The 21729-nt window shown below is 69.2% G+C and carries 21 protein-coding genes; 16 read left to right on the top strand and 5 right to left on the bottom strand.

Annotation, left to right across the window (positions count from 1 at the left end; genetic code table 11):
* Positions 1-90 precede the first annotated feature (90 nt).
* Positions 91-1923 (bottom strand): zinc ribbon domain-containing protein, encoded by a 1833-nt coding sequence (locus ABT009_RS37360; protein ID WP_351305435.1) that lies wholly within the window; start codon positions 1921-1923, stop codon positions 91-93.
* On the bottom strand, positions 1908-2291 hold the full coding sequence (locus ABT009_RS37355) for a class I SAM-dependent methyltransferase (RefSeq protein ID WP_351305433.1): 384 nt from the start codon (positions 2289-2291) through the stop codon (positions 1908-1910). The genes ABT009_RS37360 and ABT009_RS37355 overlap by 16 nt, the downstream gene beginning before the upstream one ends.
* A gap of 213 nt (positions 2292-2504) precedes the next feature.
* Between ABT009_RS37355 and ABT009_RS37350 the strand changes: the two genes are divergently transcribed.
* The 13 genes from ABT009_RS37350 to ABT009_RS37290 all read left to right on the top strand — a co-directional run bounded on the left by ABT009_RS37350 (position 2505) and on the right by ABT009_RS37290 (position 14465).
* Positions 2505-3065, top strand: coding sequence for a DUF5994 family protein (locus tag ABT009_RS37350; RefSeq protein ID WP_351305431.1), 561 nt, complete (start codon positions 2505-2507; stop codon positions 3063-3065).
* A gap of 317 nt (positions 3066-3382) precedes the next feature.
* Entirely contained in the window at positions 3383-3643 is a 261-nt protein-coding gene (locus ABT009_RS37345) for a hypothetical protein (RefSeq protein ID WP_351305445.1), read from the top strand.
* An 86-nt stretch (positions 3644-3729) separates the two neighbouring features.
* On the top strand, positions 3730-4002 hold the full coding sequence (locus tag ABT009_RS37340) for a hypothetical protein (RefSeq protein ID WP_351305429.1): 273 nt from the start codon (positions 3730-3732) through the stop codon (positions 4000-4002).
* Positions 4003-4198: 196 nt separating this feature from the next.
* Positions 4199-4555, top strand: a complete 357-nt coding sequence (locus ABT009_RS37335) for a PRC-barrel domain-containing protein (protein WP_351305427.1) — start codon at positions 4199-4201, stop codon at positions 4553-4555.
* Between the two features lie 36 nt (positions 4556-4591).
* The gene (locus tag ABT009_RS37330; RefSeq protein WP_351305425.1) at positions 4592-4762 is read left to right on the top strand and encodes a hypothetical protein; all 171 of its coding nucleotides are present in this window, start codon (positions 4592-4594) and stop codon (positions 4760-4762) included.
* Positions 4763-5604: 842 nt separating this feature from the next.
* Entirely contained in the window at positions 5605-6903 is a 1299-nt protein-coding gene (locus ABT009_RS37325) for an extracellular solute-binding protein (protein ID WP_351305424.1), read from the top strand.
* A gap of 7 nt (positions 6904-6910) precedes the next feature.
* Positions 6911-7852, top strand: coding sequence for a carbohydrate ABC transporter permease (locus tag ABT009_RS37320; RefSeq protein ID WP_351305422.1), 942 nt, complete (start codon positions 6911-6913; stop codon positions 7850-7852).
* A 29-nt stretch (positions 7853-7881) separates the two neighbouring features.
* The gene (locus ABT009_RS37315) at positions 7882-8730 is read left to right on the top strand and encodes a carbohydrate ABC transporter permease (RefSeq protein WP_351305420.1); all 849 of its coding nucleotides are present in this window, start codon (positions 7882-7884) and stop codon (positions 8728-8730) included.
* A 17-nt stretch (positions 8731-8747) separates the two neighbouring features.
* Entirely contained in the window at positions 8748-10160 is a 1413-nt protein-coding gene (locus ABT009_RS37310; protein ID WP_351305418.1) for a carboxylesterase family protein, read from the top strand.
* 8 nt (positions 10161-10168) lie between these two features.
* A complete protein-coding gene (locus ABT009_RS37305) occupies positions 10169-11299 on the top strand; it encodes an ROK family transcriptional regulator (protein WP_351305443.1) in 1131 nt (376 codons plus the stop codon).
* 60 nt (positions 11300-11359) lie between these two features.
* A complete protein-coding gene (locus ABT009_RS37300; RefSeq protein ID WP_351305416.1) occupies positions 11360-12886 on the top strand; it encodes a GMC oxidoreductase in 1527 nt (508 codons plus the stop codon).
* 14 nt (positions 12887-12900) lie between these two features.
* Positions 12901-13509 (top strand): nucleoside deaminase, encoded by a 609-nt coding sequence (locus ABT009_RS37295; RefSeq protein ID WP_351305414.1) that lies wholly within the window; start codon positions 12901-12903, stop codon positions 13507-13509.
* Between the two features lie 29 nt (positions 13510-13538).
* On the top strand, positions 13539-14465 hold the full coding sequence (locus ABT009_RS37290) for a sugar phosphate isomerase/epimerase family protein (RefSeq protein WP_351305441.1): 927 nt from the start codon (positions 13539-13541) through the stop codon (positions 14463-14465).
* A gap of 270 nt (positions 14466-14735) precedes the next feature.
* On the opposite strand, the gene ABT009_RS37285 is transcribed toward ABT009_RS37290, so the two are convergent.
* The 3 genes from ABT009_RS37285 to ABT009_RS37275 form a co-directional block, all read right to left on the bottom strand.
* Entirely contained in the window at positions 14736-15731 is a 996-nt protein-coding gene (locus ABT009_RS37285; RefSeq protein WP_351305412.1) for an NAD(P)H-dependent flavin oxidoreductase, read from the bottom strand.
* 174 nt (positions 15732-15905) lie between these two features.
* The gene (locus tag ABT009_RS37280; RefSeq protein ID WP_351305411.1) at positions 15906-16148 is read right to left on the bottom strand and encodes a hypothetical protein; all 243 of its coding nucleotides are present in this window, start codon (positions 16146-16148) and stop codon (positions 15906-15908) included.
* 116 nt (positions 16149-16264) lie between these two features.
* Entirely contained in the window at positions 16265-17890 is a 1626-nt protein-coding gene (locus ABT009_RS37275; RefSeq protein ID WP_351305409.1) for an IS200/IS605 family accessory protein TnpB-related protein, read from the bottom strand.
* 563 nt (positions 17891-18453) lie between these two features.
* Here ABT009_RS37275 and ABT009_RS37270 point away from each other — a divergent pair.
* Genes ABT009_RS37270 through ABT009_RS37260 form a run of 3 tightly spaced genes read left to right on the top strand, consistent with a single transcriptional unit; the run spans position 18454 to position 21711 of the window.
* Entirely contained in the window at positions 18454-19425 is a 972-nt protein-coding gene (locus ABT009_RS37270) for a carbohydrate ABC transporter permease (RefSeq protein ID WP_351305407.1), read from the top strand.
* The gene (locus ABT009_RS37265) at positions 19415-20335 is read left to right on the top strand and encodes a carbohydrate ABC transporter permease (protein WP_351305405.1); all 921 of its coding nucleotides are present in this window, start codon (positions 19415-19417) and stop codon (positions 20333-20335) included. Before ABT009_RS37270 ends, ABT009_RS37265 begins: the two co-directional genes overlap by 11 nt.
* A gap of 11 nt (positions 20336-20346) precedes the next feature.
* Positions 20347-21711, top strand: a complete 1365-nt coding sequence (locus tag ABT009_RS37260; RefSeq protein WP_351305403.1) for an ABC transporter substrate-binding protein — start codon at positions 20347-20349, stop codon at positions 21709-21711.
* Positions 21712-21729: the final 18 nt, after the last annotated feature.

Below are 21729 nucleotides of genomic sequence, written 5' to 3'. Positions count from 1 at the left end.
CCTACCCTCATGCACGTCCCGAGCGAAGATCACCCCACCGAGTCGCCACACTCGAACCAATACTCACCTCGATCGATAGAGCAACGGCTTCTAAGACGTAGTGTCTGGCATGGGTTCTGCCCATCGTGGAGGAGTGGCGTGGGCGTGTAGGTGGAAGTTCGCGCCCAGTGCTGCTCCTCGTGGCCGGTGTCGGCCGGGATGGGGTCTCCCCTGCTCGAGCGGAGCCGAGAGCTTGGGGAAGGGTGTGCTGGTCGTTGTCACGCCCTGGTGCCGGTGGGCTGCGCGGGGCAGCCGTATCCGGCCCGTTGGTGCGTGTCCCTCCGGACGCTTGCCCGCCGGGCCTTGCGGCCTGGTGGGGGAGGGTGCCCTGCGTCGCCTGGGCGCGGGGCGTGTTGTCTTGTGCCGGGTGGGGCCGGTCTTGGACCGGTCCCGGCTGGTCGGGGGCCTGGCGGTGATCACGGCTTTGGCTTCGAGTTCGTCCACCACGCTGCGGATGACCATGGCACCACTGGGGCGGTCCACGACGGTCTTGGCCTGGTGGGTGAGGCCGCGTGCGGCGATACGCTTCCATGCCCCGGCGTCGCGGTCGCCCTGGTAGCCGCAGGAGCCGCAGACGGACCACTTCCAGCTCGGCGTGGTGGGCCGGTCCGGGGCTTTGCGGTGTCGCAGCGGAACAAGGCACTGGGGGCAGTGCCTGGAGGTGTTGCGGGCCGGGACCGTCACGACGGCGATACCGACCTCGGCGGCCAGATGCCGCATGCGGTCCACGATCTGACCGCGTACCTGCTGGGAGAGGCGCGTGTTCATGGTGCGGCCCATGCCGCGCGCTTCCATGGAGCGGAGGTCTTCGACATGGATGACGGTCGCACCTGCGGTGATGGCCTGATCGACGGTCCACCGCGCAGCGGCCCATGCGAGGGCGTTGTTGAGGTTCGACCGGCGGGCGGACACATGCCGGATCTCCTCGGCGAGGACCTGGCGCTTGGCGGTCAGCGGATGCCCGGCCTGGTCTGCGGTGAGCCGCTGGTAGCGGTCGGCCTTGGCGTGCAGGTGCTCGGACAGGCGGCGCATGCGGTGTTGCTTGGCCAGCACGCCGGCGGCCCGGAACATCCCGCCCACGCCAAGGGCACCGATACGCCCGTCGTTGTGGAGCCGGGCCGCTCCCGCGCTGAGCAGGGTGTTCAGGCCCCAGTCCACGCCCAACGCGACGGTGTGCCCGGTCCGCTGGGTCTTCAAAACGGCGTGGGTGTAGGCGAGATCGGCGCGCACCCGGCCCTGGTGGAGGCGCAGGGTGGGCCGGTGGAGCACCGCGCCGTTCGGGATCGTCGGCGGCAGCTTGATGGGGCACGCGACCCACGTCCAGTGCGCGTAGGACTGCGGGTCGGGGCGGGTGGGCAGCTGCAGGCGCAGCAGCGCCCGGCCCGCATCGTCGCCGCGTTCGATGGTGGCCTGCTGCCGGTCGCACGCCGACAGCAGCAGCATCCTGGCGATCCGGGGCGCGGGCTCCAGGTCGAACACGACGACCGGCAACCGGCCGTGCTTGCGCTCGAAGGCGGCAATCTGCCGGGTACGGGACTTGATGACGCTGGACGGAACGAACCGCCCGCCGGGCACCGCCTCACGGACGGCATCCCACTCATCCGGGGTGCGCTTGGCAGGATCGGCGGGCCATGTCGTGAGGACTCCGGCGGTCAGGTCGGCACGCCACTTCGCCGACCGCAGAGCGCGCCCGGCCTGCTCCTGAGCCATGCGCACGATGCGGTCGTTGACCTTCACACCCGCGGGTGAAGCGGTCATCCAGCCCAAGCGCCGCAGGGCCATCCACGCGTTCGACGGCAGTTTGCGGACGCCCGCATCCTCACCGGAGGCCAGCGTGTCCACGTCGATGGTGTTCCAGTGCTCGGCCGTCAGCGCACCGGCCATGCCGGACACAAGATCAGCAGCCCAGGCGGCCAAGCTGTGCGTTCCAGTCGTCCCCCTCGTCGTGCACGTTCCATACAAGCCCAAGGACCCCGCCGGGGATGAGGACCCGCGCCCTCGGGGATGGCCCGCCGGGTGTCGACCCAGCGCCACGCCTCGGCCACCAGGACGGCGTCCATGGATGTGTCGGGCAGCGGTATCGACTCTGCGGTGCCGTCCAGGGCGCGTGCCTGCGGCACTGCTGTGACCAGCTGCTCGCGCATACCCTGTGACGGCTCGACGGCTGTGACGTCAAGCCCTCGTATCTGGAGCTGGCGTGTCAGCTTTCCCGTGCTGCTCCCAGGTCGAGCACCCGGCGCCGGACGCTGCATGCTTCCGGCGCCAGAACGACAAACCGATCGGCCCGGGAACGGGAACCCGTGGTCCCCAGGAAAACGCCTGGTCATGCGCACATCCGTGGACCGTCGACCGGAGTAGAGTGAAGGCACCGGGAGTACTTCGCACACCGGCTCCAATACTGGTGTCGTTCTCGGCGAGCAACAACACCGGGACGTCGAAGACGAGCCTGGGGACAGGTCCGCGTCATGAGCGCGACCATCGAACGTACGATCATCAATGAGTGCGTACCGTCGCAGCCGGTCCGCCTGTCCCTCACCCCGGCGGGGTCGGTTCGAGGTCTCCTCGACGGTGCCTGGTGGCCTCGCTCACGCGATCTCTCCCATGAACTCCGTGCCCTCACGGACGTATTGGACGCGCGCTGGGGCCGGATCACTCGCGTCGCAGTCAACCCGGCACACTGGCCTGTGATCCCACGCAAGGTGCCAGTGACCGGGCACACGGTGCACGTGGGCTGGTTCGCGGACGAGCAGGACCCGAACAAGTTGATCCTCCTCTCCTACAACTCGGGCCGCTGGGACCTGCTGGTGGTCCCGCCGGAGACGGGAGCGGCTGCCGCCGCCCGGCTGATGTCGGCCGCAGCCACCCCTGGGGCCCTCCTCACCGCCAGCAGTCTGATGGCGAGCGAGGACACAACCCGTGACGCGAGGGAAGCGCTGAGCGGGGAAGAGGAGTGGGAGACCGATGGCGGCGCCGCCTCGGCGGCCGGGCACCCTGTCGGACTCCTGGACACCGCCCGAGGGATGTGAGGACGTGGAGACCGTTATCACCCTGGCCGCGATCACTGCCATGATCCTCATAGGAATGCTGTTGATCCATCTGCTCAATGGCCGGCACGACGGGCGGATCACAGCATTCCACTACAGCGAGCCATACCGGGAATCGGCCGACAGAGCCGGACGAGCCGACGGCCGGCAGGGCCTGCCGGATCGCCCGTCGTCACCACCCACCGCGAGCACGGCGACCGGGGGCCGCAGGTGACGCCGACTTTCCCTGGCTGGGGCGGTGGGTGTGACGGGACGGTGTCACACCCACCGACACGACGTCCCGGATGAGCGAGGTCACCATGGAGCCAACGGAACTGCCCCCGGGTTGGCGCGCCGACGTGCGCATCGTCGCCGCGTCACCCGAGGCCGCCCGCCAGGTCGCAGAGGTTCTCCGTCGTTGCTTCGCGTCCACCGAGCAGCGCAGCTACCCCGCCACCGGTGAAGGCGGAACCCGCCTCCACCTCACCGTGGACACCGCGCGTGTGGCAGGGCTGGCGCAGTCCTGGCTCGTCACCAGTCAATCCTCCGGCGAGGATCGCACGCAGACTGACGAAGTCTGAAGCGATACCCCTCAAGGGGGCGGCGGGCGTCGCCGCCCCGGTCCCATGGGCTCCGAGTCGATGCCCGGCACGAGTGGGCGGCAATCATGGCAACACTGCACGAACGGAAACACTTCCGCGAGGCGATCATGAAGGCTCTGTACGACGCCACGGAAGGCAATCGTCTCCTTGGCGTCACCGGAGCGAAGCTACGCGACGACCTCCAGGTCCCGGAGCAGGATCTGGCCGCCGCCTGCGCCTATCTGATGGGCGAGGGGCTCATCACAGTCGATTGGTCACAAGGAAACACACCCGCGATGGTCACGCTGACGCACCAGGGAATCCGGCTCATGGAGGCCGAAGAGGAGGAATGCGGCTGACGCGACCATCGGGACCGTTGGCGGGCCCCGATGGGTCGTATTGCATAAAAACACCACTAATGCCGGAAAAGCGCCTTGGGCATACCATGAGAAGTGGGTCGGCGCACTCTCACGTGCAACGACCTGGAAGGGCGGCCCCGGTGTGTATACGCCGGGGCCGTTGTGCCACCACCGCCGCGCCCACAGGGAGCAAGGCATGATCCATTCAGCCGACATCCGCGAGTGGCGCAACCACGACGTCCTCGACCGGAAGGGACACAAGATCGGCGCGCTGGAAGCGATCTACGTGGACACGACCACTGACGAACCGGCCATGGCCACCGTCCGCACCGGCCTGCCCACCCGCCAGCGTCTGATCTTCGTCCCCCTCGACGAGGCGATTCTGGGACCGGACAACGTCAAGGTCGCGCACTCCAAGGGACTGGTGAAGAAAGCCCCGTCCATCGGCACGGACGACATCCTTCCCGCCGAGCAAGAAGAAGCGATCTTCAAGCACTACGACATGGCCTACCAGCCTGGCGCGGGCGGCGAACGAAAACTCGCCCGCCGCTGACCATCCGAGCCCCGCGCCAGAGGGGGTGTTCTTCGCATGGCGATCTTCCTGTTCCTCCTGCTCGTGGCCGTCGTCCTGGGAGTCATCGGCGCACTGGCGGAGGGCCTTTTCTATCTCTTGATCATCGGCATCGTGCTCGTCGTGGCAGACGTGGCCTTCATCGCCGTGCGATCGACCCGGCGCCCGCGTCGGCACCCCCTCCGATGAAACAACCGCGCCTCGCCCGCCGGCGTCGTCGGACGCGGTCGACGGTGGCCAAGTCCGGCGGCCTCGGCGCCGACAGCTCGGGCACCCTGGTGCGGCGCCGCTGCCCGCGGATGAAGCCCTCCAGGCCCAGCTCGCGCATCAGCCGGACGACGGTGCGGCGGGCCACGTCGACACCCTTACGCCGCAGGGCCCTTCGGCCGCTCCTTGCCGGCGAAGGGCGTCGACGGCGGCGAGCTCTGCACCCGGCAGACGGTGTCGGCCCCAAGGCCCTTCTCGCACGGTGGTCAGTCACTCGCTCGGCCTCGTCCGGGGACGGTCGATCTCCTGGACACAAACACGCCGACCGCTTCGAGGACCCCGCTCGCCCGCCCCAACTCCGCGATCCTTTGCCGAGTTGCTTCAGTTCCTGATGCTCGCGGCCTTCCACACCCGCTACCGACTCATCGCGGATACCACGCAGCGGGACACCACCGTCGAGGCTCGAGCCAAGGCGTTCCGCTCGCGCCGACCGGTCCAGCCGGGTTCGCGTTCCCGAGAGCGCCACCGACCGCGACTCAGAGTGATTTCAGCGTTCGTCAGCAGCCGCGCCAGTCGGGCACGACCTCCCACAACCGGCCGGACGAGCAGGCGACGGTCGCGACAGAGCGTGACGATTCGATTTCGCTACAAGTTCCGAAATTATTCGTGATGGGTCCGCCACGCCGCCGCAACACATCGTTCGTAGCTTCACTATCAGCCGCATAGGCCCCCATCGCAGCCATCAGGTCTATCAGACCAAAAACGCTGCTTTCTCCGGAAATCCCATCACTGTCCTCAGTGCCTTCATGAGACAGGAGCCCCGAGTGTCCAACCTCTCCCGACGCGGCGCCCTACGGCTGACCGGCGGCATAGCTCTCATCGGCACCTTCGCCCTGGCGGGCTGTGGGCGCAGTGGTGAGACCGCCGCGGCAGGCACCGCCAAGCCCATCGACGACTCCCCGGCCACCGGCACCATCAACGTCTGGGCCGCCCAGGGCGACGCCGACGTGCTCGACAAGGTCATCAAGCCCTTCAAGACAGCGAACCCCGACGTCCACGTGAAGTTCACGCTGATCCCGAACGCCGAGTACTACACCAAGCTCCAGTCGGCGATCGCGGCGGGCAAGGGGCCCGATGTCGCCCAGTTCTTCTCCGAGTCGCAGGCGCAGTTCCTCGACTCGTCGATCCTTCAGCCCGTCCCGGACGGCCTCGTTGACCAGAACAGCTTCTTCAAGAGTCTCTGGGACGCCGGTGTGGTCAAGGACGTCGCCTACACGGTGCCCTGGTACGCCTACACCTACGCGCTCGTCTACCGCTCCGACCTCGCCAAGAAGGCGGGCGTCAAGGCGCCGACCACGTGGGACGAGATGGTGCCGTTCTTCAAGGCGCTCCAGGGCGCCGGAGCCGGGCACGGCCTCGGGGCCGACAACGGCTGGGACATCTTCAACGGCCAGGACGTCGCGATGTACGCCTGGCAGGCCGGCGGCTCGCTGCTCTCCTCCGGCGGCACATGGACACTCGACACGCCGGCGATGGTCGACGCGATCAAGTACAACGCGTCGTTCTTCACCTCGGGTACCGCCGACACCAGCACGCCCACGTTCCTCGACGCGCAGCCGTACTTCGTCACCGGCAAGACCGCCACGATGATCACGGGCCCGTGGGTCGTCGGTCAGCTCGACGCTGCTGCGAAGAAGGAGGGCTGGACGGCGTCCCACGTCGCCACAGCACCACTGCCGGCCGGGGCCTCGGGCAGCGTCTCCTTCTCCGCCGGAGGCAGCTGGGGTGTGCTCGCCGGCAGCGCCAACGCGGACGCGTCGTGGAAGCTCGTCCGGTACATCTCGAAGCCGAGCACCCAGGTCTCGCAGTACAAGGCGTACAGCTCGCTGCCGGCGGTCATCTCCGCCTGGGACGACCCCGCCATCGCGGACCAGCCGCTGCTGGATGCCTTCTTGACGCAGCTGAAGAACACCCGGGCGTTCCCTCAGGTGAGCACCTGGCAGCAGGTCGCGACCCGGCTGGGCAAGGAGATGGAGGCCGTGGCCAAGGGCACGGAGACCGCCGCAAAGGCCGCCTCGAACGTCCAGTCGTACGCCGAGAGCCTCGGCACGGGCGCGAAGTGATCCCCGGATGACCACCACCCTCATCCAGGTGACGCCGCGCAAGGGGAGTCAGGGGGCGGCCCGCCCGCGTCGCTCCCGGGGCTCCCGTCGAACGGCGGTCGCCTGGCTGTTCCTCGCGCCGTTCACCCTCGTGTTCCTGCTCTACACGGCGATCCCCACCGTCGCCGCGCTCGGATTCAGCCTCACCGACCTGCGGGGCACGGATCTGCGTCATCCCTTCGCGGTCGACTTCACCGGACTGGAGAACTATCTCCGTCTGTTCCAGGACGAGAGCTTCCTGCGGGACATCCTGAACACCGCCCTGTTCGTGGCCGTGGGTGTGCCGCTGACCATGGGGATCGGATTCGCGCTGGCCGTCGCGCTGAACTCCGGCATCCGGCGACTGCGCGGCGTGTTGCGCACAGTCTTCTTCGCACCGGTCGTCACGAACGTCGTGGCGGTCGCACTGATCTGGCAGTACGCCTTCAACGAGAGCGGCACCGTCAACAAGGTGCTCGGCGCCGTCGGCCTCGCCGGACCGAACTGGCTGGACGACCCGAACCTGGCCATGCCCGTGGTCATCCTGCTCGGCGTCTGGCGGAACGTCGGCACCGCGATGGTGCTGTTCCTCGCGGGTCTGCAGGCGATTCCGGAGGACGTGTATGAGGCGGCCTCCCTCGACGGGGCCGGCCGGTGGCGGCAGCTCAGGCACATCACCCTGCCGCTGCTGCTGCCCACCACCCTCATGGTGTCGGTGCTGCTGACCGTCTTCTATCTCCAGGTGTTCGACGAGCCGTACCTGCTCACGAACGGCGGCCCGCTGGGCTCCACCGAGTCGGTGGCGCTGTACACCTACCACCAGTTCGGGTCCGGCGAGTTCGGGGTGTCCTCGGCCGCGTCCTTCGTGATGCTCGTGCTCGTCGCCCTGGTGAGTCTCGTCCAGTTCCGACTGCTCAGGCCCCGCGCATGACCGCCGTCGCCGCGTTGGAGAACGTTGACATGACTACCGACCGGATCGCTTTGCGCCACCGGTCCGTCGCCCGGCCCCTGTTGTACGGCGCGCTGGTTCTGTGCGCGCTGCTCACGATGCTTCCGTTCATCTGGGTGATCAGCGGCTCGCTGCGCAGTCTCGACGAGATCCGCTCCGACCCCGGTGCCTGGCTGCCGCATGACGTCACTTTCGACAACTTCGTGCGGTTGTTCAGAACCGAGGGTTTCGGCCAGTTCATGGTCAACAGCGTCATGGTCGCGACCATCGTGGTGGTCGGCAACATCGTGGCGGCATCGGCTGCCGGCTATGCGCTCGCGAAGTTCGACTTCGCGGGCAAGCGGATCGCGTTCGGCGCGGTCATGGCGGCGATGATGGTGCCGTTCACCACGGTGTTCGTCACGCAGTTCGTGATCACTGTCGACATGGGTCTGGCGGACACCCTCGCGGGTATCGCACTGCCCGGCGTGGCGATGCCGATGTCGGTCTTCATCATGCGGCAGTACGCGATGTCGATCGCCGACGAGCTGCTCGAGGCGGCCCGGATCGACGGCGCGGGCGAGTTCCGGATCTTCTTCCGGATCTTCCTCCCGCTGGCCGGCCCCGCGGTCGCGACGATCACGATCATGTCGTTCCTCACTTCGTGGAACAACTTCATCTGGCCGCTCATCGTCGCGCAGAGCATGTCCAGTTACACGCTGCCGGTGGGCCTCGCCGCCACCAGTCAGGCGGCGGCGCACGTCACCGACTACGGCCTGATGCTCGCCGGTGCGATCGTCGTGATGCTGCCGGTGCTGGTCCTCTTCCTGTGCCTGCAGCGCTACTTCGTGCAGGGCATCGCCGGAACGGGAATGCGGTGACCCCGATGACGTACCGGATGGACTCACTCGATGCGCCCGGCGAGCCCTGCACCGTGCGCGCTCCCGCGGGCACGATCATCGGGCGTCGCATCGGCCGGGCACGGCGCTTCCTCGGCATCCCGTTCGCCGAAGCACCCACCGGTGCCCGGCGGTTCGCCGCACCGGCCCCGCGCGGCCGGTTCACGGAGCCGTTCGACGCGTCCCGGCACGGTGCCACCGCGCAAGCCGTGCCGCTGTTCGCCACGACCACCGTGCCGGAGCCGTCGGTGCCGGGCGACGACGTGCTGAACCTCGGCATCGTCGCTCCGGCCGCAGACGACGACCGTGTGCCCTTCCCGGTCATGGTGTGGATCCACGGCGGCGCCTTCCTGGCGGGGAGCCCGGCCAGTCCGTGGTACGACGGCCGCGCCTTCGCCCGCGACGGCGTCGTCTGCGTCACCGTCGGCTACCGGCTGGGCGTCGACGGATTCGCCGTACTGGACGACGTCCCCGCGAACCTCGGGTTGCGTGACCTGCTGCTCGCCCTCGACTGGGTACAGGAGAACATCGCCGCTTTCGGCGGTGATCCGGACCGGGTCACCGTCGCCGGCCAGTCGGCCGGGGGCGCAGCGGTGCTCGCGCTGCTCTCGTCGCCCGCCGGCGGCCGCCGCTTCCACCGCGCGGTCAGCCTGTCCGGTGGCACGTTCGCAGTAGGCGGAGACGCGGCACGCCACTTCCTGGGACGGCTCGCGGACAGGCTCGGCGTGCCGCCGACGCGAGCCGGATTCGGCAGCTGCACCGTGGAGCACATCCAGCAGGGTGTCCTCGACCTGCGCAGCGAGCGGGGCGACGACACGCTCGTGCTGGGCCCGTTCGTCGGCGACGACATACTGCCGGTGCCCATCGCCGACGGACTCAGCGTGCACGGGCACGGCGTGCCCCTGCTGCTCGGCGCGACGGGCGACGAGTTCGACGGCGATGCCATACCGGGGAACCCTCACCCGAGCCCCTTCAACGCCGCCGAACTCGCCGCCGCCCGCGCGGCAGGTACCCGCGTGACAGACACCCTGTTCCGCGCCGCCTGCCCGCGCGCGGCCCTCTCCCGTCGCGACGCCACCGCCGGCACCTGGCTGTATTCCTTCGAGTGGGCATCGCCCGTGCTCGGCGGCGCCACGCACTGCATCGACATCCCGTACTTCTTCGACGTACTCGACGCACCTGGCGTCACCGAGGCGCTCGGACCGCACCCGCCCGCGGAACTGGCCACGTTGATGCACGCCGATCTGGTCGGCTTCGTCCGTGGACAGGAGCCGACCTGGGCGAGGGCGACCGGGACGCTCGGGGATCCGGCTCGCGAATACGGTCGGCCCGGCTCAGCGCTCGTGGCTGACACCACGGGCGTGTTCGATCCCGTGGTACGGGCGGTGTCCGGGGTGGCGGAGGCGTGCTGATGTCCGGGATGAACCAGAGCGCCGTCCGACGAGTCAACACCTCGGTCATCCTCCGCGCGCTGGCGGTGTCGGCCGGGCCGATGAAGCTAACCACCCTCGCCGAGCAGACCGGCCTTTCCCGCCGCACCATCGAACTCATCCTGGACTCGCTCGTCGAGGCGGGCTGGGTGATCGAGCTGGACCGCGTGCCGACGAGCGGCTGCGCCGGGCGCCCCGCCCGCCGCTACGAACTGCGTGCCGAACATGCGCTGTTGGCGGCCGCGCAGATCACCACCGAGGACGTGTCCGCGGTCGTCGCCGACGTACGCGGCCGCATCGTCGGCCGGGCGCACCGGTCGCTGCGCGCTTACCAGGATCCGCAGCTCACGCTCGACGACGTGGCATCGCTGGTGCACGAGGCGCTCGACGACGCGGGCGGGTCGGTGGACCGACTGCGCGCCGGTGCGGTCGCGAGCGGCGGCGCGATCGACGACGACGGAGTCGTACGGCGGCTGGTGCACACGACTCGGTGGGAAGGCGTGCACCTGCCCGAAGAACTCACGCGGCGCATCCGGGTGCCCTGGTTCGCCGACAACGACTCCAATCTGGGCGCGCTCGGGGAGCGTTGGCGGGGCGTGGCCGGCGACCACGACACCGTCGTATGGGCGATCCTCGGCAACCGGACCGGTCTCGGCATCCTCATACGGGGTGCCGTGCACCGCGGTCTCGACGGCGCCGCGGGTGAGATCGTCGAGGCGGTGTCGATACCGACAGGCTCGATCGAGGACCGCCCAGTGGCGTGGCTCACCTCACCGGAACCGGCCCAACGCAGGGTTGCGCTCGACCGCTTCGACGTGGCCCGGGCCGGCGATGCGATCGCGCTCGCCGAGGTCGACGAATTCGTGGAGAACATCGCGTCGATCCTGACGACCTTGTCGTGGACGGTCGCACCGTCGCTCATCGTGCTTGGCGGCGGTCTGGAGGACGCTGCCGATGTGCTGCTGCCCCGGGTGCGTGAGGCGATGCGCGACGCCCGCACGCCTGCGATCGAGCTGCGCGCCACCGGCCTGGGCCGAGACGCCGCGCTCATCGGCGCAGTCAAGTTGGCACTCGACCGCATGGACACCGAGTTGTTCGGCCCGCTCGTCCCGAACGCGTGATCTCCCACCGCGCACTCACGCCTCCCCCTCAGCACCCGTGGCACAGACAGGAGTCTCACTGTGACCGACACCGCCCGCACCGACGTCCTCATCGTCGGCAGCGGCATCATGGGATCCGTCGTGGCCCGACTGCTGCGAGACACCGATCCGGCACTGCACATCACCATGGTCGACGGAGGCAACGCGATCGGCGATGCCCCCGGCCTGCACCTGCACGACGTCGACGACCCGGTCCTGTGGGCGCGCTACAACGAACAGGTCGTCACCGGCATCCAGGGCATGTACACGGGCGCCGAGGTGGTGCGCGAGGTGGCGGACCGCCTCACCGATCTCCCGCCCGGCATGTACCACGCACTCGCCTTCGACGAGGACGCCGAGGCGATGCCCGCGACAGCGCTCGCGTGGAACGCGGGTGGCATGGGCGTGCACTGGACCGCCGCGACGCCCTGGCCCGCCGGACACGAGGTGTTCGACTTCGGCGACCCGGCCCGCTGGGCGGAGGACCTGGACACCGCGTGCCGGGTGCTCGCGGTCACGCCCTCCGCGATCGGTCCGACCGAGGCCGGCCGGATGGTGCTCGATGTACTGCGCCGACGCTTCGACGGCGTCGGACCGGACGGCCGTCGGCCGCAGCCGATGCCTATGGCCGTCACCGCTACGGCATCGGGTCCCATGCCGCGCACGGCTCCGGGCACGATCTTCCCCGCGATCGCGACGGGCGGGGACCCGGCCTTCACCCTGGTGACCGGAACGCTCGCGACGTCGCTCATCGTCTCGGGCGGCCAAGTCGCCGGCGTCCGGCTGCGTCGAATCACCGACGGCGCCGAGTCGGAACTCCTCGCGGACGCCGTGGTGGTGTGCGCCGATGCGCTGCGCACCCCGCAACTGCTCTTCGCCTCGGGCATCCGGCCGAAGGCGCTGGGCCTCTACCTCAACGAGCACGCGTTCATCACCGCCCGGGTGCTGCTCGACCTCGACCGGTTCGGCATCGACCTCGACGCCCTGCCCCTGCCGCACGCCGGCGAGTTCAGCACGGATTCGCTCTGGCTGCCCCAGAACGGAGCGGCACAGCCGTTCCACGGTCAGATCATGAACCGAACGTACGTGGACGAAGACGGCCACCCCCTGGCGCACTCCGTGGGCCTCTCGCTGTACGCCCCCGTCGCGTCACGCCCCGAGAACCGGCTCGTGTTCTCGGAGACCGAGACCGACCTCGCCGGAATGCCGCGGATCAGCGTCGAGTTCGGCTACTCCGACGCCGACCGCGCGCTGATCCGCCGGGCACTCGACGAGGTCCGGTCGATCGCCGAGGAATTCGGCTCGTTCGATCCCGCGACCGAACGGGCGCTGCTCCCGCCCGGCTCGTCGCTGCACCAGACCGGCACCGTCCGGGCCGGCGTCGCCGACGACGGCACCAGCGTGTGCGACCCGGACGGCCGGGTGTGGGGCTTCGACAACCTGTACCTCGCCGGCAACGGCGTGATCCCCACCGCTATGGCCGCCAACGTCACCCTGACCGGCGCAGTGACCGCCGTACGGGCCGCCCGGGCCGTCGCCGCACGAAACCCCGCGCTCGCCGCACAGTGAGAGGAAGCCCGATAGTGATCGACATCGCGAAGGAATACCGCGTGGCGCTGCCGGCGTGGATAGACGACGCCCTGGCCGCCGTGCCCGCCGTCATCCCCGACCGCGACGACCGGATGCGCCTCGTGCACCGCCTCGCCGACCGCAACTGGCGCGAGGGCAACGGCGGCCCGTTCGCGGCACTCGTCGCCGAGCAGGACACCGGCCGGATCGTCTCGGTCGGTGTGAACGTCGTGCTCGGCTCCGGCGTCTCGAGCGCGCACGCCGAGGTCGTCGCGCTCGGACTGGCCCAGACGGCGACCGGCGGTTGGGACCTCGGCGGCGCCGGGATGCCGGCGCACGAGCTGGTCGTGAACTGGCGTCCGTGCATCCAGTGCTACGGCGCGGCGATGTGGTCCGGGGTGCGCCGCCTCGTGGTCGCCGGCGAAGGCCCGGAACTCGAGGAGATCACCACGTTCGACGAGGGCCCGCTCGGCGCGGACTGGGCCGAGCAGTTCGAAGCACGCGGCATCAAGGTCGTGCGGGACGTGCTCCGAGACGAGGCGCTGGCCGTGTTCCGCAGCTACCGGGATGCCGTCGACGCCGACGGCGTCGTCGTCTACAACGCCCGCGGAGGTGCCGAATGACACCACCGATCCGCCTGGAGACAGACATCGTGGCACCACGTTTCGCAACCGACATCGTGACCTTCTACCACCCGAATTTCTGGGGACTCGAGTCCGCCGACGCCTTTCGCGACTGGGCCGTCAGGAACCCTGAGAGTTTCTGGGAGCGGGTGATGGACGCGCTGGCCGAGGCCGGTGTCACCGGCATCGAGCTGACCTTCGCGCCGGGCGACATCGACTCGGTCCTGCGAGCCTTCGGCAACGCACCGTCGTTCCGCCGCGAACTGGAGGCCCGAGGCCTGTCCGTCGTGAGCGCCTTCATCGCAGCGAGCGAATGCCCCGACTGGCGGCACAGCGAGAACCTGCCCGAGATCGTCGCCGACGCCGAGCGACGCGCAGCCTTCCTCTCCGACGTGGGAGCGGAACTCCTCGTCGCGGGACTGCCCATGCGTACGACGTTCGGGACGCGCCCGCCCTTCTTCGTCGACGCCGCGTACATGACCCGGATGGCTGAGATCGCCCACGTGGTCGGTGAGGCCGTCGCACGGCACGGTGTGAAGCTCGCCTTCCACACGGAGTCCAACAGCACGCTCTGGTACGAGAGGGACATCGACCTGTTCATGGCTCTGACCGATCCGCGCTACGTGTGGCTGTGTCCCGACTCGTGCCACATCGCACTCGGGGGAGGTGACCCCGTCGCCGTCGCGCGTCGTCACTCCCAGCGCATCGCGCTCGCGCACTGGAAGGACGCGGTCAAACCCATCGATGTCGAACTCACCATCGACGAAACGGTCTTCGCTCAGCAGCAGCCCTACATGACCGAACTGGGCACGGGCATCGTGGACTGGCGAGGATGGGCCGACGCGATGTCCCTCACTCCCGGCGCCGGCATCGTACTCATCGAGCTGGACGAGGCGGCTGATCCCGTTGCCGCGCTCCGGGCGGGGACGGCCGTGGCGAAGACGGCTCAGGCCTGATCGACTTCGCCCCTGGCATCGAGGTGACGTTCCTCGAACACGACCAGGCACTCGACGACCGTGTGCGTGCCGCGGCCGACTGCGATATCCGTGCCGTAGAGATCTGCGAGACGGCGGAGCAAGGACCTGTCCCGGCTCGCACGAGCGCTGGCCGAGACCGGCACGCGCCTGATCACGCTGTGCGCGAGGCGGTCAGCGGGGACGGCCTCGAACTGGTCGTGGAGGTCGTCAACCGAGAGTCCGTGGGTGACCGCTCTCGGCTCGACGCCATTAGCCGTGGGCTCGTGGCCGGTTGTTCGGTCGGCGCCTTCCGGCCCAGGTCAGTGCGTCCTCGGCCTGGGCAGCCAGGGTGGTGACGAGGTCGGCTGCGGAAGGCAGATCGGTGATGAGGTCGACGGCCTCGCCCGCCCAGACCGGCAGGGGCGGAATCGCCTCTCGTGTCACGTCGTCCTGGTAGTCCTGACGGGCCTGGGAGTCGCCGGCCAACTCGGCCTCCCGGCCGCGCCATCGGTCGAGATAGGGGTGGCTGAGAGTACGGGCGGTGTACTTCTCCGTCGGCCAGCTCGCGCCGCGGGCGATGTCCAACACGCCGTTACGCTCGGTGTCCTGCCCGCGTCCTTCGACGATCGCCTTGGCTGTAGAGGGTTCGACCAGGGCCTCGGCGGTGGCCTGGAAGCGGGTGCCGATGAGCGCTCCGGCAGCACCCAGGGCCAGCGCCGCGGCCACGCCGCGGCCATCGGCGATCCCGCCGGCTGCCAGCACCGGGACCGGCGCCGCGAGATCCACCACGAGCGGCACGAACGGCAACGTGGACCGCCCGCGCCGGGCACCGTGCCCACCGCTCTCGGTCCCCTGCGCCACGATGACATCGGCGCCCACGTCCAAGGCCCGCCTGGCCTCGTCCAGATCGGTGACCTGAATGATCAAAACCGCGTCCGACCGGCGGATCCGATCGACGAACGGGCTCGGGTCGCCGAAGGACAACATCACCGCCGCGGGATTGAACTCCAGCGTCTGCTCCACCGCGCCCACGTCGATCGCCCAGGTCAGAAAACCGACACCCCATGGTTCGTCGGTGCCCTCCGCAACGATCGCCAGCTCGCGCTCCAGCCACGCCCGCTCCCCGTACCCACCGCCCAGCAGCCCGAGGCCGCCTGCTCGGGAGACGGCCGCGGCCAGTGCGCCCCCGGCCGAACCGCCCATCGGTGCCAGCACGATCGGGTGCCGCACGCCCAACAACTCCGTCAACTCCGTCGATAACGCCATGGCCCCATCATCGCTCCCGTGCCAATGGACAGGGCATGGGCCGAGTCAACGAGCCTCCGAGAGAGCACCACGCCGAGCCGCGATCCAGTTCGCCAAGGCCCGGGGGTCCTTGGGCGGGGCCGCCATCAGCGCCTGGGCGTAACGGGCGGTCAGTGCACCGAGGCCCGGGGCCCCTCACGGGCGGTCCACCTCCGCGCGCAGTGCGTTGTAACCAGCGAAGGCTGCCTCGACACCGGCGCGGGTGAGCCCGTAACGGGCCAGGTCGTAGGTGTGCGGGCGGGTGCCGGCCGGGCGGGCCACGACACCGTTAAGGCGTGCGGCCTCGGCCGGCGTCCAGGCCGCGCCGATGGCTTCGTAGAGCTTCGGGGCCCCGGTGTACGGGTCCTCGCCGAGCCAGGAGTACGGCACATCCGCCAAGGCCTCTGGCGGTATGTCCGCGCGAGCCCGCAGCGCCTGCTGCATGGCCCGGCTCAGCAGTTTCAGCCAGTCGGCGCCGATCGTGTGCGGGTCGGGCCGTCCGAGACTGACCGTTCCTAAACACTGAGCGGAAGTGAGTCCTGTTGCCAGGACCGCTGCTCAGTGGCGCTGCCCCGAACGGTGTTGGGCAGGCTGGTCCCCCGCTTTCGCTCCGCCACCGGCGACGCGCATCTGGTGCGCGGTCCGGGCAGGTGGGGGCGGGTTCCCTCACGCCCTTGGGCCTCCGATCGGGCCTGGACGGTCCGATGCCCGGGCACATCGCTCTGGTGTGCCGGGGGCGGTGCCGTCCGTCGCCGGATCGGATGCCCGAGGGCGCGTCGCCCGACCGCGATGCTCGCGGCATCGTGCCGGGTCGTCTCACGGGTCGGGGTGGCCAGCGGCTTCTGCCAGTGCTGGGCACCCCACCGACTGGTGTAGGCCGGGTCGACCGCGACGACCGCCACATCCTGTTCGGCGGCCATCGACACCAGCCGGGCCTTGAGCTTCGCGGTCGGGAAACGGGAGATCAACCGGCGGAACCGCTTGTTGCGGCCGTGCTTCTCCCGGGTCTTGCTATCGGCGAAGTTGAGGTCCTCAACGGCGATTGCGGCCACGCCGCAGCGGCGGGCGAAGTGCAGCAGCCGGGTCAACACATGCCGGATCTGCGCATCCCGGTGTGCGAAACTGCCCGACAGATCGTAGAAGAAGCGCTGCGGCTCCCCGACCGGGTTGCCGTGCCGGTCGAGGCGCCAGGCCGCCAGGTGGTCGTCGTTCATGTCCACCCCGACCGTGCCCTGGGCCAGGGCTGTTTCCAGCGGCAGTGCGGGCACCGGAGCGCGCTGCCAGGAGGCGGTCACGTACCAGCGGCCCCGCAGCACGTCGTGGTGGATCCGGTAGGCCACCGCCTGGTTGGCTGCGATCCGATCCTGCCACTCCTCGCCCCGGTACCTGAACTCAACCACCGCGTCCAGCACATACCGGCCGTGCGCCGTGTTGGCCAAGTGGGCCAGCGGGGCTGGGAGTTTGATGGAGATCCGTCCGGTGTCGGTGATGCGGATGGTCTCGTTGCCGAACCGTTTGCCCGACTCCCCGTCCGCGGCCAGGAACATCCGGGCCGCTTCCCATCGTGCCCGCCACGCCTGCTCGTCAAGCCCGGCCTGCGCGAGGTGGTGGCGGGTGTGGGCCAGATGCTTGCCGCCGCGCACCACGCGCACCTGGCCCGCGTTCCAGTCCGCCTCCACCGCCGCCAGCCGGTCCTTCAAGGTCTGCAGGCGCCGAGACTTGGCGTGCCATTCGGCGCGGGTGGCATAGCCGCGCGGCAGTCCCTCGCGCTTGTTGGCCTTGGAGCCCAGCGGCCGGGCCAGCCGGGCTTCAACCTGCGCGATCTGCGCCTGCAGCCAGGCGATATACGCGGCCTGTCCGCGCCGGGCCAGCGCCCACTGGTCATGGGTGGCCTTGGTGATACTGCCCGCCCAGCGCGCGGACGACCGACCGGTCAGCTCCCGCTTGCGCACCGCCCACGCGGCGGCATCGTGTTCCAGGCCCTGCCGACAGCGGTCGGCGAGATCGCCGGCGGCCAGCGAGCCGAGAAAGACGCCGCCCTCATGCAGCACGGCCGCGTCCACGTCGGAGACGCGCAGCCGGTCCCGGATGGCCACCCCCGCAGGCCCCGGCACCACGAAGGTTGCCGCCAACTCCCGCACTCCGCCCCACCCGCCTTACTCGCGGCTCGAAGATCCCGTCACGGCACTCAACGACCGTCACCAGCAAAGGTCACCCATTCGACCCAAGAACTCCCGTTCCCCCTTCCAGGAGAGCCCCGTGGTGGGCTGCCTCCAGCGCGCGCCAGACGACCAGGCCCAGCCCCATACCGGCCCGGCGCACACTCACGCTCACCAAGACTCACTACAGCTCAGCACACGGGCAGCAGCCCCCAACCCCTCGTAGAGTTTCGCCAAGCAACGCACCAAAGGTCCGGAAGCCGGCGAAGACCCGATTCTTCGCGGTGACTTGAAAGACATGGCCACCCCTTGGCTGCCGCCGCGAAAGCCACATGCAAGATCCCCGCATCGCTCCCGTCCCGTCATCCGCCGGACGCTGCACCACTCTTGACGCGGCGACGAGCAGGTCCATAGGTTCGGCAGACCCGCCCACTGAACCCGGTTCACCCACATGAACCGGACCGACCCCTTCTCTGAAACGTTACAAACCCCTGCTCGCACAGCCCTGTGTCCCCCCATGCACCCGCCCCAGGGAGCCCCACCGTATGAGCCTCGCCGAACTGCAACATCTGACTGCCGACAGGCGCGGGAAACCACGCCTCCGCAGCGAAGAACGCAAGGAACAACGCAAGCTCCGACGGGTTTCCGAGCGCGACAACAAGGCCGCCGCGATCTTCCTCCTGCCCTGGCTCCTCGGGCTGGTCGGGCTGACCGTCGGACCGATGCTGGTCTCGCTCTACCTGGCCTTCACCGACTACAACCTGCTCCAGGACGCCAACTTCACGGGCTTCGACAACATCGTGAAGATGATCAACGACGAGCGGCTGCACCAGTCTCTCGGGGTCACCTTCGCCTACGTCCTGATCGGCGTACCGCTCCAGCTCGTGGTCGCCCTGGCGCTCGCGATGCTCCTCGACCGCGGGATGCGCGGCCTGTCGTTCTACCGCTCGGCCCTCTATCTGCCGTCCCTGCTCGGTGGCAGCGTCGCCATCGCCGTCCTGTGGCGCGTCATCTTCGGCGATGGCGGTCTGTTCAACGGGCTGCTCGCGTTCTTCGGCGTCACCGGCCAGAACTGGATCTCCAACCCGGACACCGCGCTCGGCACCATCATCCTGCTGCACATCTGGCAGTTCGGGTCCCCGATGGTGATCTTCCTGGCCGGCCTGCGGCAGATACCCCGCCAGTACTACGAGGCCGCGTCCATCGACGGGGCGAGCGCCTGGCGGCAGTTCCGCTCGGTGACGCTGCCGCTCCTGAGCCCGATCGTCTTCTTCAACCTGGTGCTCGGGATCATCAACGCCTTCCAGTCGTTCACGCAGGCGTTCATCGTCTCCGGCGGCACCGGCGGGCCCGCCGACTCGACGCTCTTCTACACGCTCTACCTGTACCAGGAAGGCTTCGGTTCCTTCCTGATGGGTTACGCCTCCTCGCTGGCCTGGCTGCTCCTGGTCATCATCGGGGCCTTCACCGCCGTCAACTTCTGGGCCGCAAAGTACTGGGTGTTCTATGACGACTGAAACGGCCGACCAGCCGCCCCTGTCCCCCACACCGGCCCCGGCACCGTCCGGCACGGCGCCCCCGGTGACCGGGAAGCCCGCCCGCACCTCCCTCGCCCGGGCCGGGAAACATGTCCTCATGGTCGCGATGGTGGTGATCGCGCTCTATCCCGTGGTGTGGATGGCCGTCAGCTCGCTGCGGCCCGAAGGCCGGATCTTCACGGACACCGGCATCTTCCTCGACACCTTCAACCCGGAGAACTACACCAACGGCTGGAACGCGCTCTCCCACCCCTTCAGCACCTATCTGCTCAACTCCGCGATCGTCACGCTAGGCGCGATCATCGGCAATCTGGTGAGCTGCTCGATGGCTGCGTACGCCTTCGCGCGCCTCTCGTTCCGCTTCCGCCGTACGGCCTTCGCGATCATGCTGATGTCGATCATGCTGCCGATCCATGTCGTGATCGTCCCGCAGTACGTGATCTTCGCTCAGCTCGGCTGGATCAACACCTTCCTGCCGCTGATCGTGCCGAAGTTCCTCGCCGTGGACGGGTTCTTCGTCTTCCTGATGGTGCAGTTCATCCGGGGTCTGCCGCGTGAGCTGGACGAGGCCGCGCGGATCGACGGCGCGGGTCACGCGCGAATCTTCCTGCAGATCATCCTGCCGCTGATGAAGCCCGCCCTGGCCACCGCCGCGATCTTCACGTTCATCTGGACCTGGGGCGACTTCTTCACCCAGCTGGTGTTCGTGACCGACCCGGCGCTGTACACCGTCCCGGTCGCGCTGCGCTCCTTCATCGACGCCCAGTCCCAGTCCTCGTACGGCGCGATGTTCGCGATGAACGTGGTGTCGCTGCTGCCGGTGCTGCTCGCCTTCGCCGTCGGCCAGCGCTACCTGATCCGCGGTATCGCCACCACCGGCATCAAGTGAGGCCCGAAGACATGCCACAGCACACCTCACCGTCCCGTTCGACCGAGTCGTCCGGTCCGTCCCGCCGTACGACGGTCCGCGCGCTGGCCGCACTGGCCGGCGGGACCGCGCTCACCGCCGCCACGACGAGCTGCGCCGTCGGCGGGACGACCGGTCCCGACCGGCTCTCCGACGGGCCGGTCACCCTGCGCATGACCTGGTGGGGCGGAGACGCCCGGCACCAGGCCACCCACAAGGCGATCGCGCTGTTCGAGAAGAAGTACCCGAGGATCACGGTCGAGGCGGAGTTCGCCGACTGGAACGGCTACTGGGACCGGCTCGCCACCTCCGCCGCGGGCGGCAACGCCCCCGACGTCATCCAGAACGACATCGCCTACCTCGCCTCGTACGCGGAGCGCGGCGGCCTGTTCGACCTCGGCCGGTCCGAGCACTTCGACGCCTCCCTGTTCACCGAGGAGACCCTGGACACCGGACGGCACAACGGCGGTCTGTACGGTGTCCCGGCCTCGGTCACGTCCATGGCCATGCTCGTCAACCGCACCATCGTCGACGAGCTCGGCCTGCGGCTGCCCGACACCCGCTCCTGGACCTGGGACGACCTCGAGAAGTTCGGCCGCGAGGTGACCCGCGCCTCCGGCGGCAAGGTGCACGGTTCGATCCCGCTCGGCGGCCCCGGCATCCCGATCCTGTGGGCACGCCAGCACCGGCAGGAACTCTTCGGCCGGGACGGGAGCGTCGCGGTGGACCCGGACGTCCTCGGCGGCCTGTGGGAGATGACCCGGGACTGGTCGGACAATGGGGCGGCGCCCGGTGCCGGTGTCATCGTCGACAGCCAGGTGCTGCCCCTGGACCAGTCGCCGATCGTCACCGGCAAGGTCGTGATCTCGCCGTCCTGGTGCAACCAGCTCATCGCGTACAAGGCCGCGGCCGGTGGTGACGAGCTCGAGCTCGTGGACCTGCCCACGCGTACCGGCAGTCCACGCCGCCACCAGTTCGTGAAGCCCGGCATGTACTGGTCGATCTCGTCCCAGACCCAACACCCGGCCGAGGCCGCGCTCCTGGTCAACTTCCTGGTCGGAGACGAACAGTGCACCAAGCTGCTCGGCGCGGAGCGCGGCATCCCGGCCGCCGCCCGTACCCGCGAGAACATCGCGCCTTCCCTCGCCCCCGACGACACCGCAGCCCTGCGCTACATCGAACGCATGGAGAAGAACCTGGCCGGCGCCCCGCTGCCGCTCTTCCCCAACGGCGCGAGCGCGGTCGAGGACATCCTGCAGCGCTACGTGGAGGAGGTGCTCTTCGGTCGAAGCAGCGGACCGGAGGCGGGCGCGGGCTTCGTGGATGAGCTCAGCGGACTGATCGAGTCGGCCTCGTAGACACCACACGACGCCGCA

The organism is Streptomyces sp. NPDC002896, assembly GCF_040295225.1.
GTDB lineage: Bacteria > Actinomycetota > Actinomycetes > Streptomycetales > Streptomycetaceae > Streptomyces.
This window is presented reverse-complemented; position numbering and strand designations above follow the sequence as displayed.